11 protein-coding genes are annotated in these 12,964 nt (G+C 71.7%); 6 read left to right on the top strand and 5 right to left on the bottom strand.

Annotation, left to right across the window (positions count from 1 at the left end; all coding sequences use genetic code 11):
• Positions 1-3 precede the first annotated feature (3 nt).
• Together AC1Q49_RS03100 and AC1Q49_RS03095 are read left to right on the top strand one after the other, a co-directional pair.
• Positions 4-1,371 (top strand): aspartate aminotransferase family protein, encoded by a 1,368-nt coding sequence (locus AC1Q49_RS03100; RefSeq protein ID WP_492490910.1) that lies wholly within the window; start codon positions 4-6, stop codon positions 1,369-1,371.
• A complete protein-coding gene (locus tag AC1Q49_RS03095; RefSeq protein ID WP_492490909.1) occupies positions 1,368-2,804 on the top strand; it encodes an aminobutyraldehyde dehydrogenase in 1,437 nt (478 codons plus the stop codon). Before AC1Q49_RS03100 ends, AC1Q49_RS03095 begins: the two co-directional genes overlap by 4 nt.
• Before the next feature lie 26 nt (positions 2,805-2,830).
• Here AC1Q49_RS03095 and AC1Q49_RS03090 read toward each other — a convergent pair whose 3' ends face one another.
• The 4 genes from AC1Q49_RS03090 to AC1Q49_RS03075 all read right to left on the bottom strand — a co-directional run bounded on the left by AC1Q49_RS03090 (position 2,831) and on the right by AC1Q49_RS03075 (position 7,927).
• Positions 2,831-4,273, bottom strand: a complete 1,443-nt coding sequence (locus tag AC1Q49_RS03090; RefSeq protein ID WP_492490957.1) for an HNH endonuclease signature motif containing protein — start codon at positions 4,271-4,273, stop codon at positions 2,831-2,833.
• Positions 4,274-4,496: 223 nt separating this feature from the next.
• Positions 4,497-5,819, bottom strand: a complete 1,323-nt coding sequence (locus AC1Q49_RS03085) for an MFS transporter (protein ID WP_174524665.1) — start codon at positions 5,817-5,819, stop codon at positions 4,497-4,499.
• Positions 5,820-5,830: 11 nt separating this feature from the next.
• On the bottom strand, positions 5,831-6,277 hold the full coding sequence (locus AC1Q49_RS03080; protein ID WP_492490908.1) for a MarR family winged helix-turn-helix transcriptional regulator: 447 nt from the start codon (positions 6,275-6,277) through the stop codon (positions 5,831-5,833).
• A 30-nt stretch (positions 6,278-6,307) separates the two neighbouring features.
• Complete coding sequence (locus AC1Q49_RS03075) at positions 6,308-7,927, bottom strand: DHA2 family efflux MFS transporter permease subunit (protein ID WP_492490907.1); 1,620 nt, start codon at positions 7,925-7,927, stop codon at positions 6,308-6,310.
• A gap of 53 nt (positions 7,928-7,980) precedes the next feature.
• Here AC1Q49_RS03075 and AC1Q49_RS03070 point away from each other — a divergent pair, with 53 nt between their 5' ends.
• Genes AC1Q49_RS03070 through AC1Q49_RS03055 form a run of 4 tightly spaced genes read left to right on the top strand, consistent with a single transcriptional unit; the run spans position 7,981 to position 12,297 of the window.
• Complete coding sequence (locus AC1Q49_RS03070) at positions 7,981-8,862, top strand: alpha/beta hydrolase (protein ID WP_061782023.1); 882 nt, start codon at positions 7,981-7,983, stop codon at positions 8,860-8,862.
• Positions 8,863-8,898: 36 nt separating this feature from the next.
• Positions 8,899-9,948 carry a lipoate-protein ligase LplAB gene (lplAB, locus tag AC1Q49_RS03065; protein WP_492490906.1) on the top strand — a complete coding sequence of 350 codons (1,050 nt, stop codon included), beginning with the start codon at positions 8,899-8,901 and terminating at the stop codon, positions 9,946-9,948.
• On the top strand, positions 9,927-10,820 hold the full coding sequence (locus AC1Q49_RS03060) for a DNA-methyltransferase (RefSeq protein ID WP_374198325.1): 894 nt from the start codon (positions 9,927-9,929) through the stop codon (positions 10,818-10,820). The genes lplAB and AC1Q49_RS03060 overlap by 22 nt, the downstream gene beginning before the upstream one ends.
• 13 nt (positions 10,821-10,833) lie before the next feature.
• Positions 10,834-12,297, top strand: a complete 1,464-nt coding sequence (locus AC1Q49_RS03055) for a carboxylesterase/lipase family protein (protein WP_492490905.1) — start codon at positions 10,834-10,836, stop codon at positions 12,295-12,297.
• Here AC1Q49_RS03055 and AC1Q49_RS03050 read toward each other — a convergent pair.
• Positions 12,270-12,938, bottom strand: a complete 669-nt coding sequence (locus tag AC1Q49_RS03050) for a TetR/AcrR family transcriptional regulator (RefSeq protein ID WP_492490904.1) — start codon at positions 12,936-12,938, stop codon at positions 12,270-12,272. The two genes, AC1Q49_RS03055 and AC1Q49_RS03050, sit on opposite strands and share 28 nt — an antisense overlap.
• Positions 12,939-12,964: the final 26 nt, after the last annotated feature.

Below are 12,964 nucleotides of genomic sequence, written 5' to 3'. Positions count from 1 at the left end.
ACCATGAGCACCATCGCCCCCGCCGCCGACCCCGCCGCCGACGCGGCCGTCCGCGGCGACGACCGCCGCCACGTCTTCCACTCCTGGAGCGCGCAGGCCCTGATCGACCCGCTGCCGGTCGCGGGCGGCGCGGGTGCGACGTTCTGGGACTACGCCGGACGCAGCTACCTCGACTTCTCGTCGCAGCTGGTGAACCTCAACCTCGGCCACCAGCACCCCGACCTCGTCGCGGCCATCCAGGAGCAGGCCGGGCGCCTGGCGACGATCCAACCGTCGATGGCGAACGACACGCGCGGCGAGCTGGCGCGGCGGATCAGCGAGATCTCCCCCGACGGCTTCTCGAAGGTGTTCTTCACCAACGGCGGGGCGGATGCCAATGAGAACGCGGTCCGGATGGCGCGCCTGGTCACCGGCAAGCGCAAGGTGCTCGCGATGTACCGCAGCTACCACGGCAACACGTCGACGGCCATCACGCTGACGGGCGACCCGCGCCGGTGGGCGAACGAGCCGGCCGACGCGTCCGTCGTGCACTTCTTCGGTCCGTACGCCTACCGGTCGCCGTTCCACGCGGACTCCCCGGAGCAGGAGGCCGAGCGGGCGCTCGCGCATCTCGAACAGACGATCATCCTGGAGGGCGCCTCGACGATCGGCGCGATCATCATCGAGTCCGTCGTCGGCACCAACGGCGTGCTCATCCCGCCGCCCGGGTATCTGCCGGGCGTCCGCGAGCTGTGCGACCGCTACGGCATCGTGTACATCGCCGACGAGGTCATGGTCGGCTTCGGACGGCTGGGCACCTGGTGGGGCTTCGAGAACTTCGACGTCGTGCCCGACCTCATCACCTTCGCGAAGGGCGTCAACTCGGGCTACGTGCCGCTGGGCGGCGTCGTCGTCTCCGACCGCATCGCGGCGCACTTCGACACCGTGTCGTTCCCCGGCGGGCTCACCTACTCGGGCCACCCGCTGGCGTGCGCCCCGGGGATCGCGACCTTCGAGGTGTTCCGTCGCGACGGCATCCTGGAGCGCGTCCGCGACCTCGGCGAGCGTGTCGTGCGTCCGCGACTGGAGCAGATGACAGAGCGGCATCCGTCGGTCGGCGAGGTGCGCGGACTCGGCCTGTTCTGGGCGATCGAGCTGGTGCGCGACCGGCAGACGCGCACGCCGCTGGTTCCGTTCAACGCGGCGGGGGCGGATGCCGCCCCGATGGCCGCGTTCGCCGCGGCGTGCAAGAAGGCGGGGCTCTGGCCGTTCACGCACTTCAACCGCGTGCACGTGGCGCCGCCCTTGATCGTGTCGGAGGACGACCTCGTGCGGGGCCTCGACATCATCGACCGCGCGCTCGAGGTCACCGATGCCGAGGTGGCATCGTGACGCCGTCGACGACCGTGCTCCGCAACGTCGTCGACGGCGTGCCGGTCGCCTCGGCCGGCGCGGCCCTGCCGCTCGTGAGCCCGGTGACCGGCGAGGTGTACGCGCACGCGCCGATCTCGACGGCGGACGAGGTGGATGCCGCGTTCGCGGCGGCAACCCGCGCCTTCGAGACGTGGAAGCGGACGACGCCCGCCCAGCGCCAGCTGCTGCTGTTCCGCCTCGCGGATGCGCTCGAGGCGCACGCGGAGGAGTTCGCCGATCTGGAGTCGCAGGACACCGGCAAGCCCCGGGCGAGCCTCGTGGCCGACGAGATCGTCCAGTCGATCGACCAGCTGCGCTTCTTCGCGGGCGCCGCCCGCGACCTCGACGGGCGGGCGGCGGCCGAGTACGCGGAGGGGTTCACCTCCTACGTGCGCCGCGAGCCGATCGGTGTGGTCGCGCAGGTGACGCCGTGGAACTACCCCCTGAACATGGCGGTGTGGAAGATCGGTCCGGCCCTCGCGGCGGGCAACACCGTCGTGCTGAAGCCGAGCGAGACGACGCCGCAGACGACGGTGCGCCTCGCGGAGCTCGCCGCCGGGATCCTTCCCGCGGGTGTCTTCAACGTCGTGCTCGGCGACCGGGAGACCGGCCGGATGCTGGTCGAGCATCCGACGCCGCAGCTCGTCGCGATCACCGGCTCGGTGCGCGCCGGGATGCAGGTGGCCGCGTCGGCCGCGCAGGACCTCAAGCGCGTGCACCTCGAGCTCGGCGGCAAGGCGCCGGCGCTGGTGTTCGCCGACGCCGACCTGGATCGCGCGGCGCCCGGCATCGTGGAGGCCGCGTTCTTCAATGCGGGACAGGACTGCACCGCCGCGACCCGCGTGCTCGTGGATGCCGCGGTGCACGACGACCTGGTCGAGAGACTCGTGGCCCACACGCGCGACCACGCGAGAGCCGGCGCGCCGGACGACCCCGACGCGTTCTTCGGCCCGGTGAACAACCCCGACCAGCTCGCGCGCGTGCAGGGGTTCGTCGACCGGCTGCCGTCGCACGCGTCGATCGCGATCGGCGGACGCCGACAGGGCGAGACGGGCTGCTTCTTCGAGGCGACGATCGTCACGGGTGTGCGCCAGGACGACGAGGTGGTGCAGCAGGAGATCTTCGGCCCGGTGCTCACGGTGCAGCCGTTCACGTCGGAGGAGGACGCGCTCGCGCTGGCGAACGGGGTGCCGTACGCCCTCGCGGCGTCGGTCTGGACCCGCGAGCACGCCCGAGCGCTGCGGTTCTCGCGCGACCTCGACTTCGGCTGCGTGTGGATCAACGCGCACATCCCCTTCGTCTCCGACATGCCGCACGGCGGCTTCAAGCACTCCGGGTACGGCAAGGACCTCTCCGTCTACGGCTTCGAGGACTACACCCGCATCAAGCACGTCATGGCGAGCCTGGACTGACGCACACGGCCGGACCCCGCTCGGCGTCAGAAGGGTGGTGGCTCGGCCGGCGTGGGTTCGGGGACGAATCTGACGAGGCTGGGTGGGTGGTCTTCGTAGTGTCGTCCGGTGGGTGAAGTCCATTGGAGGGTTCCGTGGCCGAGGTGTCGGACCCGCCAGGCGGTGTGGTGCTTGACGGTGTGGTGGCGGCGGCACAGGTGGGCGAGGTTGTCGGGGGCGGTGGGGCCGCCGTCTGCGGCTGCGGTGGTGTGGTCGCGGTCGCACCGGTGGGCGGGGCGGGTGCAGCCGGGGGTGCGGCAGCGTTCATCCCGTGCAGCGAGGTAACGGCGGATCTCGGCGGACGGCCGGTACCGGTCGACGGCGACGGGGATGCCGGTGGTCGGGTCGGTGAACACCCGATCCCACCCGGGGGCCAGGGCGGCCAGGCGTCGGGCAAGCCCCGGGTCGATGGGCCCGTACCCGGCGAGCAGGGCCGGGCCTCCGTCGGGGTCACCGGCGAGGGTGAGGGCGGGGACCGTCACCTGGATCTGCGTCGTCACCGTCTCGATACCGGCCCCGGTGGCTCGGGTGGAGGGAGTAGCGGTCAGGAGCAGGTCGGTGAGGATGTCCGCACGCACCTGCGCGAGCGTACGAGAGTCCTTCACGGCGGTTGCCGTGGTCGTGGTCGTGCAGGTCACGTCGGTGGGGCGGGCGGGGCCCGTGGCGGGCGCGCGACTGGTGATGAGCGTCTCGCCACGGCGGGTGTCGCTTGCGCCCCCGGCAGCAGTCGTGCGCACACCGGCGTCGTCGATCACCGTTCGCGGGCGGGAGGTGACATCCGCCTCACCGTCGCTGTCCTCGTCGGTCTGATCGAGGATCGCCCGACCCCGCGCGGTCAGGGTGTCGTGGATGGCATGGGCGAGGGGTGCGGGAAGGTCCGCGATGAGTCTGGCCATCCCATCCTCCAACGGGAACAACCGCACCGAGCGTTCCTCATACGCGCGCTGCGCGGCCTCGGTGAACGCAGTCGGGTCGATGGTCGCGGCGATCGCCTTCGCCGCCGCAGTCATCCGCGCAGGCGACTCCGACCGGGCCGCCTCCAGAGCGAGGGTCTCGTACCGTCCCCGGTCTTCCTCGGTCGTCAACAGCGTGCCGGTGCGGCTGATCGCCCACGCATGAGCGGCATCGATCTCCCCGCCCGCCCACACCTCAAACGTCCGCGGGAACAGAGTCGTCAACAGGTACGCCTCCGACATCCGGCGTTGCACACCCCGATCCGACACCCGCAACGCCATCGCGAGCTCCAACGCGACTTCCCGCAACGGTAGATCCGCATCCGACACCCGCACCGACCCACCCCGCTGCTGCGCCTCCTGCCTGAGCAACGCCGTCCGCTCCGCGACCAGTCCCACCGCATCGGCCAGGAACCTCGCCTCGGCAGCTTGCGCCTGAGCCGCCCGACGACGCGCATCCACGACACCGGCCACCACGGCATCCAACCCGGGCCATCCAGGCTCAGCCGGGGACGACACCGAAGACGGCGGATCGATCAGCGCGTGCATCATCACCCCTGACCCGGCATCAACCGGAGGACAGGACCCGCAACAGAAGGTGGGCACGCACGGGGTTTCTTCACCCCACTATAGAACAAACATTCGAAACACGCAAGAGCGACATCGATGCCGGACCCCGTGGGCTCGCGGCATCCGCCGCTTACCGCCGCGTCGGGTCGGGCAGTGAGATCGGCGTGGTCCCGGCGACCTCGTCGCTGAACTCCTCGGGCGCCACGACGGTCAGCGGTCGCGTCTCGTCGAGGGAGAGGGCGAAACGGCGCGACTCGTGGCGGTGCAGCCGGCCCGACCAGAGGAGCCAGCCGAACCCGATCGCGAAGGCGACCAGTGCCGCCGCGGCGCCGAGGAGGATGGCGGCGCGGGCGCCGTACTCCGCGGCGACCCAGCCGACGATCGGGGCGCCGATGGGTGTCCCGCCCATGAGGATCGCCATGTAGAGCGCCAGCACGCGGCCGCGCAGGGCCGGATCGGTCGTCGTCTGGACGTAGCCGTTGGCGGTGGTGAGCGTCGTGACGACGGCGAACCCGGTGAACATCAGCGTGAGGGCGTACAGCCAGTAGTCGGGCATGAAGGCCGACACGGTGCCCGCGACCGCGAACATCCCCGTGCCGACGATCACGAGGCGCATGCGCGCGCGATCGCGGCGCGCGGCCAGCAGGGCCCCCGCGAGCGAGCCGATGGCGAGGATCGAGCTGAGCAGGCCGTAGCCGTCGGCGTCACGACCGAACTCGAGCGCCATCGTCGAGGCGAAGATCGGGAAGTTCATGCCGAAGGCGCCGAGCAGGAACACCATGATGAACGTGACGACCAGGTCGGGGCGCCCGCCGACGTAGCGGAACCCGTCGGCCAGGCGCGACGCCCCCGGCGCCGTGATCCGCGGCACCAGCTCCTCGGAGCGGATGAGGCGCAGGGCCACGATCATCGCGAGGAAGGTGACGGCGTTCACGAGGAACACCCAGCCGGTGCCGACCGCGACGATCACGATGCCGGCGACGGCCGGCCCGATCATGCGGGCGCCGTTGAAGGATGCCGCATTCAGCGCGACCGCGTTCGAGGCGTTCTCGCGGTCGACCAGATCGGAGACGAACGCCTGCCGCGCCGGGTTGTCGAACGCGGCGACCAGTCCGAGCGCGAAGGCGAACACGTACATGAGCGGGAGCGTCATGACGCCGCTGAGGATCAGGATGCCGATGGTCGCGCCCAGCACCAGGAGCGATCCCTGCGTCACCATCAGCAGGCGGCGCCGCTCGAAGCGGTCCGCGACCCAGCCGGTGATGCTCACGAGCAGCAGCGGCGGGGCGAACTGCAACGCCATCGTGACGCCCATGGCGCCCGCGTCGTTGTGCGTCAGCTGGGTGAGAACGACCCAGCTGAGCGCCGTGGCCTGCATCCATGCGCCGATGTTGGAGACGAGGGCGCCGATGAACCAGACGCGGTAGTTGAAGACGGAGAAGGAGCGGAACATCGCGGAGGAGCTCATCGCGCGGCCATCTCGCGCATCAGCTCGGCCGCGGCGCTCAGGAGGTCGCGCTGCTCGTCGGTGAGCTCGGACAGGGCCTGCTCGAGCCACGAGTCGCGGCGGCGCACCGTCTCGTCCACGACCGCGCGGCCGGCGTCGGTGAGCGCGATGTTCACCTTGCGGCGATCGTCCGCGTCGGCGGTGCGGGTGAGGTAGCCCGACTCCTCCAGCCCGTTCACGGTGCGGTTCATCGACGGCGCCGAGACCCGTTCACGGTCGGCGAGCTCGCCGAGGGTGTGCTGGCCGTGCACCGACAGGGCCGCGAGCACGGCGAACTGGCCGTCGCTCATCGTGTCGACCGCGCGCTGCGAGCGCAGACGTCGCGCGAGGCGGAAGGTCGCCATCCGCAGATCGGAGGCGGCGGTGGACAGTTCGGGTGCGGCGGGGGTGGTGTCGGTGCTCATTCCGATATTTAGCATAGCTCATTAGTCATGCTAAATATCCGCATCCTCCATCTCCTCCATCTCCTCGTCCCGCCGCCCCTCGCGTCCGAGGGGGATCGTCGCGAGCAGCCCGATCACGAGGAAGCCGGCGGCGGTGAAGGCCGACAAGCGCGTGGCATCGGAGAACGCCGCCTTCGCGTCCTGCGCGATCGGAGCCGTCTCGGGGTTCGCGGCGAGGCCCGCGATCGCCCCGCCGGAGCTGTCGACGACGGCCGACACGATCTGATCCCGCTCCTGCGCGGGCAGCCCGCGCGCGTCGAGCGCGGAGGAGAGGATGCCGGCGGTGCCGGAGAACAGCACGGTGCCCAGGATCGCGATGCCGAGCGCCGACCCGACCTGCCGGGCCGTGGACTGTGTGCCCGATCCCTGGCCCGACAGCTCCACGGGCACGTCCTGGAGGATGACGCCCGTGAGCTGCGCGGTCGCCAGGCCGACGCCGAAGCCGTAGACGAACAGGGCCGGCAGCAGCCAGAGCCACGCCGCCTGCGTCCCGGCATCCCAGCCCACGACGAGCCCGGCCGCGGCGACGCCCACGATCTCGGCGACGAGGCCCGCACGCACGATCAGCACCGGGCTGATGCGGCCGCTGGACGCCCCGGCGAACCCGCTCGCGACGAACGAGCCGGCCGCCAGGGCGATGAGGATCAGTCCGGTCTGGAGGGCGTCGAAGCCCAGGACGAACTGCAGCCAGAGCGGCAGCGACAGGATGATGCCGAACTCGCCGAGGGCGACGACCAGCGCCGCGATGTTGCCGCTGCGGAACGTCGCGATCGAGAACAGGCGCGGATCGAGCAGCGTCGGCCGGCCGCGTCGCGCCTGACGTCGCGACCACGTCACGAACGCGACGGCGGCGAGCGCGGCCAGGAGGAAGGCGAGGGGCACGGGCGACAGGGGGAGGGGCCAGCTCCAGCCGCCGACCGTGAAGGCGTCGTTCACCTCCCACCAGCCGAGGGTGCGCCCCTCGATGAGCCCGAAGACCAGGGCGCCGAACAGGACGACGGACAGCACGGCGCCGACGGCGTCGAGGGACGGCGCGTTCGCGGCGCGCGACTCCGCGACCGCCCACAGGACGCCGATCGCGATGATGATCCCGAGCGGGATGTTGATGCCGAAGGCCCATCGCCACGAGAACGAGGTGGTGAGCCAGCCGCCGAGCAGCGGGCCCACCGCCGCCATCCCGCCGATCGTCGACCCCCACACCGCGAACGCGATGCCGCGCTCGCGGCCGTGGAAGGTCGCGTTCAGCAGCGACAGGGTGCTCGGCAGCATCATCGCCCCGCCCACGCCCTGCACGAGCCGGGAGAGGATGAGCAGGTCGCCCGTCGGGGCGAGCGCCGCCGCGACCGACGAGCCCGCGAACAGCACGACGCCGATCAGCAGCAGCCGGCGCCGGCCGATGCGGTCGGCCAGCGACCCGAACAGCAGCAGCAGTGAGGCGAAGACGAGGGTGTAGGCCTCCTGCACCCACTGCACCTGTGTCGACGAGATGTCCAGATCGGTGACGATGGCGGGGATCGCGACGTTGACGATCGTCGAATCCACGATGATGAGCGCGACGGCGAGGCTGATGAAGACCAGACCGAACCACCGACGAGACGTGACGTCCTTCATGAATGGCTAGCTTATCTAGCTATTTGGCGAATCCCAACCCCTAGACTCGCACCATGGCAGCGGCGCGGCGCGAAGAACGCTCGTTCACCGATTCCCACGGCATCCGCATCGTCTTCGATGTCTACGTGCCGGGGCCCGACGATCCCGTCGCCCGCGGCGTGGTGCAACTGCTGCACGGCGTCGGGGAGCACGCCGGACGCTACGCGCACGTCGCGGCGGCCCTGACCGCGGCGGGCTACATCGTCTACGCCGACGACCACCGCGGACACGGCCGCACCGGCATGGCGCAGCACGACGGCGACGCCCGCCGGCTCGGCCGACTCGGACCCGGCGGCCTGCGCGCCGCCGAGGCCGCGTGCGCTCAGCTCACCGGCATCATCCGCGACGAGAACCCCGACCTGCCGCTCATCTTGATCGGCCATTCCTGGGGCTCCTTCCTCGCCCAGATGCTGCTGAACCACCACCCCGAGGCCTACGACGCCGTCGTGCTCACCGGCTCGGCGCTGCGCTGGCCGGGATCGCTCAACTCGGGTGACCTCAACGCGCCGTGGAAGGCTCCGGATGCCCTGGGCTCCGAGTGGCTCTCCTCCGACCTGGCCGTCGGCCGTGCCTTCCTGGACGACCCGCTGACCACGTCGGAGCCGCTGGCCAGGCTCTTCGGCCCGATCGACACCCTGCGGCTCATCGGCAAGCCGGCGAAGAACCTCCCGCGCGACGTCCCCGTGCTGCTCATGGTCGGCCGCGACGACACGGTCGGCGGACCCCGCAGCATCCACCGCCTCGCCGACGCCTACCGCACCCGCTCGGGGCTCACCGACGTCACGACGTTGATCTACCCCGATGTGCGGCACGAGATCTTCAACGACGTCACCCGTGAGGACGTCATCGCCGATCTGCGGGCGTGGCTCGACCGGCGCTTCCCCGCGCGCGGCTGAGGACACCGTCGGGCGCGGACCTCGTACGCTGGAGACATGCACGGGGAATACAAGGTTCCGGGCGGCAAGCTCGTCGTCGTCGATCTCGAGGTCGACAACGGGCGCATCGCCGACTTCCATCTCGCCGGAGACTTCTTCCTCGAGCCCGACGACGCCCTCGCCGACATCGATGCGGCCGTCACGGGCCTTCCCGTCGAGACGGATGCCGCGGGCATCGCCGCCGCCGTCCGCGGGGCCCTGCCCGAGGGGGCGCAGCTGCTGGGGTTCACCCCGGAGGCGGTCGGCACCGCCGTGCGGCGCGCGCTCGTGACGGCGCCCGGCTGGCGCGACTTCCGGTGGGAGGTCGTGCACGAGAAGGCCGTCTCGCCGGCGATGAACCTCGCCCTCGACGAGGTGCTCACCACCCGGGTCGGCGACGGCCGCCGCACCCCGACGCTGCGCATCTGGGAGTGGGACCAGTCCGCGGTCGTCATCGGGTCGTTCCAGTCGTACCGCAACGAGGTCGACCCGGAGGGCGCCGCCCGCCACGGCTTCGACGTCGTCCGGCGCATCTCGGGCGGCGGCGCGATGCTCATGGCGGCGGGCGCGATCGTGACCTACTCGCTCTACGTCCCGGCATCCCTGGTCGCGGGTCTGACTTTCGCCGACTCGTACGCCTTCCTCGACGACTGGGTGCTGCAGGCGCTGCGCTCGCTCGGCATCGACGCGACCTACCAGCCGCTCAACGACATCGCCTCGCCCTCGGGCAAGATCGGCGGCGCCGCGCAGAAGCGGCTCGCCAACGGCGGGGTGCTGCACCATGCGACGCTGTCGTACGACATGGACGGTCAGGTCATGACCGAGGTGCTGCGCATCGGCCGCGAGAAGCTGAGCGACAAGGGCACGGTGTCGGCGGCGAAGCGCGTCGATCCCCTCCGCAGCCAGACCGGCCTTCCGCGCGAGGCGATCATCGAACGGTTCGTGCAGACCTTCTCCACGCTCTACGGAGCCGAGCCCGGACGTATCACCGAAGAGGAATACGCCGAGGCGGAGGCGCTGGTCGCCGAGAAGTTCTCGACCGACGCGTGGCTGCAGCGGGTGCCGTGACGGCCGCCGAGCCGGGCACGGTCGAGATCCAGCCGGGCACGGTCGAGATCCATCGGGGCGACAACCTGGCGCTCGCGCGGGCGCTGCCGGATGCCGCCTTCACCCTGATCTACCTCGATCCGCCGTTCAACACCGGGCGGCGCCAGGGCAAGGCCATCGAATCCGCCGACCGCGACGGCGTGCGCGGGGAGGTCAAGGCGGGCTTCCGCGGCACCAGCTACGCGCGCCTGCGCGGCGACCTGCGCCGCTACGACGACCGCTTCGACGACTACTGGGACTTCCTCGAGCCGCGCCTGCGGGAAGCCTGGCGGCTGCTGGCCGACGACGGCACCCTGTACCTGCACCTCGACTACCGCGAGGCCCACTACGCGAAGGTGCTGCTGGACGCCCTCTTCGGGCGGGAGTGCTTCCTCAACGAGCTGATCTGGGCGTACGACTACGGGGCCAAGAGCCGGCGGCGCTGGCCGACGAAGCACGACACGATCCTCGTCTACGTCAAGGACCCGAAGTCCTACGTCTTCGACGCGGAGGCGGTCGACCGCGAGCCCTACATGGCCCCCGGACTGGTCACCCCCGAGAAGGCCGCGCGCGGCAAGCTGCCGACCGACGTGTGGTGGCACACGATCGTCCCGACGAGCGGGCGCGAGAAGACCGGCTACCCGACGCAGAAGCCGGAGGGCATCCTGCGGCGCATCGTGCAGGCGTCCAGCCGTCCCGGCGACCGCGTCCTCGACCTGTTCGCCGGCAGCGGCACGACCGGCGCGGTGTGCGCCGCGCTCGGACGCCACGCCGTGCTCGTCGACGACAATCCGGAGGCGATCGCCGTCATGCGCCGCCGCATCCCCGGGGCGTCCGTGATCGGCGACGACTGAGGGCGGGCGTGCCATGATCGGTGGCGTGCACGACGATCCCGAGACCACCCTGTCCGCCGGACGCGTTCGCGGACGCTGGCGGGTCGACGCCGACGGGACGCGCTCGGCCGCCTTCCTCGGCATCCCCTTCGCCGAGCCGCCCGTCGGCGACCTGCGCTTCGCGGCGCCGGTGCGCGCCACGGCGTGGGACGGGGTGCGCGACGCGGGCGCCTTCGGCGCGACCGCGCAGCGCGGCGACCCGGGCATCACGCTGATCCCCGAGCCGAGCATCCCCGGATCGTCGACGCTGAACGTCAACGTCTTCACCCCCGATCCCGGCGCGGCCGGGCTCCCCGTGCTGGTGTGGATCCACGGCGGCGGGTTCTTCTCCGGATCGCCGGCCAGCCCCTGGTACGACGGACGCCGCTTCACGCGCGACGGCGTCGTCACGGTCACGATCTCGTACCGCCTCGGGGTCGACGGCTTCGGTGCGATCGCGGGTGCCCCCTCCAACCGCGGCGTGCGCGACTGGCTGGCCGCTCTTGAGTGGGTCCAGGAGAACGTCGCCGCGTTCGGGGGAGATCCCGCACGCGTCACGATCGCGGGGCAGTCGGCCGGCGGCGGTGCGGTGCTGACCCTTCTCGGGATGCCGGCGGCGCAGCACCTGTTCCATCGGGCGTGGTCGATGTCGGCGGCGCTCGGCGACGTCGCCCCGGAGCGTGCGCGGGCGTTGACCGCCGGGATCGCGCGCGCCGCGGGCGTGACGGCCGATCGCGACGGTCTCGCGTCGATCGACGAGGAGCGCCTCCTGGCCCTGCAGAAGCAGGCGACGGCGATCGATCCCCGGGCCGTCGGTGCGCTGCTGAGCGAGGGGCTCTCGCTCGGTCCCGAGATCGACGGCGACCTGCTGGCCCGGCCCACCGGCGAGGCGCTGGCCGCGGGGGTCGGCGCCGACAAGCCGCTCGTGCTCGGCACGACCGACGACGAGTTCACGATGGCGCTGGCGGGTGCCGCGCGCACGCTCCGCTGGGTGCCGCGGGCCATCGTGCTCGGCCGGCTGGGCCTCGGTCGTGAGCGGCGGCGCGCGTACCTGGCGGCCAACGCCGACGTGGCCGCCCGCGGCACTGCGCGGATCGCGGGCCGCTACGTGACCGACCGGATGTTCCGGCTGCGCAACGTCGAACTCGCCGACCGGCGGGGCGCGGCGCCGACGTGGATGTACCGGTTCTCGTGGCCCTCGGGCGCCTTCGGCTACGCCGAGCACTGCCTCGACGTGCCGTTCTTCTTCGACTGCCTCGACGCCGAGCAGGTCGAGCCCCTGGCCGGCCCCCACCCGCCGCAGGGGCTCGCGGATGCCGTGCACGCCGATGCCGTGGGGTTCGTGGCGGGCGGCGAGCCGGCGTGGGCGCGCTGGGGGAGCGACGGCACCGCCCGCGTGTACGACGTGCCGGTCGCCGACCGCGCCGGCGCCTACGCGTCGCTCGCGCCGCTGCGCTGACCGCGCCCGCCGTCGTCGATGTCGCCGTCGATGCCGTCCGGCGGTGACAGCAGCGTGAACAGGGCCTCGATGGGAACGCTCATGTCGACCTTCCGATCGACGAGCCACTGCAGCTGCATGCCGTCGGCCAGCGCCTGCACCATGCGGGCCAGCGTCTCGGCGTCGACGCGGTCGCTGACGCGGCCGTCGGCCTGACCGGCCCGCACGGCGTCGCCGAGGACCTCGCGCAGCGCGGCGCTGCGCTGGAGGAAGAACCCGTGGGCGGGATGCCCGGCGTCGGTGGCGTCGACGGCGAGGCGCGAGAACAGCTGCACGAGACCCGGCACGTCCCTGTTGTGGCGCACGAGCGCGAGGAACTCGTCGCGCATCTCGTCCAGCGGGGCGGGACCGGACGCGGGGCGCCAGGAGAGGGCGTCGGCCTCGTCGCGCTTGCGGAGGATCTCGGTGAAGAGCTCCTCCTTCGAGTCGAAGTAGTGCAGCAGCCCCGCCTGGCTCAGTCCCACGGCGTCGGCGATCGCCTTCACCGACGCGCCACCGTAGCCCTCCCGCGCGATGACCTCCAGGGCACTGCTGAGGATCTCCTCGCGCTTGGCGAGGCCCTTGGCGTAGGAGCCCCGTCGTTCGGGGCGCTGCGGCGACATGGCGTCCAGTAAACACCACCTTGACC

The sequence above is a fragment of the Microbacterium sp. MPR-TSA4 genome (genome assembly GCF_058792815.1).
Note: the sequence above shows the minus strand (reverse complement) of the source record. Positions and strands in the feature narration are given on the sequence as shown.

Excerpts from the sequence above, each read along its gene's own strand:
- AC1Q49_RS03100 (WP_492490910.1), top strand. The coding sequence starts at position 4 with ATGAGCACCATCGCCCCCGCCGCCGACCCCGCCGCCGACGCGGCCGTC.
- AC1Q49_RS03085 (WP_174524665.1), bottom strand. The coding sequence starts at position 5,819 with ATGTTCCGCTCCTTCTCCGTCTTCAACTACCGCGTCTGGTTCATCGGC.
- AC1Q49_RS03080 (WP_492490908.1), bottom strand. The coding sequence starts at position 6,277 with ATGAGCACCGACACCACCCCCGCCGCACCCGAACTGTCCACCGCCGCC.
- AC1Q49_RS03075 (WP_492490907.1), bottom strand. The coding sequence starts at position 7,927 with ATGAAGGACGTCACGTCTCGTCGGTGGTTCGGTCTGGTCTTCATCAGC.
- AC1Q49_RS03070 (WP_061782023.1), top strand. The coding sequence starts at position 7,981 with ATGGCAGCGGCGCGGCGCGAAGAACGCTCGTTCACCGATTCCCACGGC.
- lplAB (WP_492490906.1), top strand. The coding sequence starts at position 8,899 with ATGCACGGGGAATACAAGGTTCCGGGCGGCAAGCTCGTCGTCGTCGAT.
- AC1Q49_RS03055 (WP_492490905.1), top strand. The coding sequence starts at position 10,834 with ATGATCGGTGGCGTGCACGACGATCCCGAGACCACCCTGTCCGCCGGA.
- AC1Q49_RS03050 (WP_492490904.1), bottom strand. The coding sequence starts at position 12,938 with ATGTCGCCGCAGCGCCCCGAACGACGGGGCTCCTACGCCAAGGGCCTC.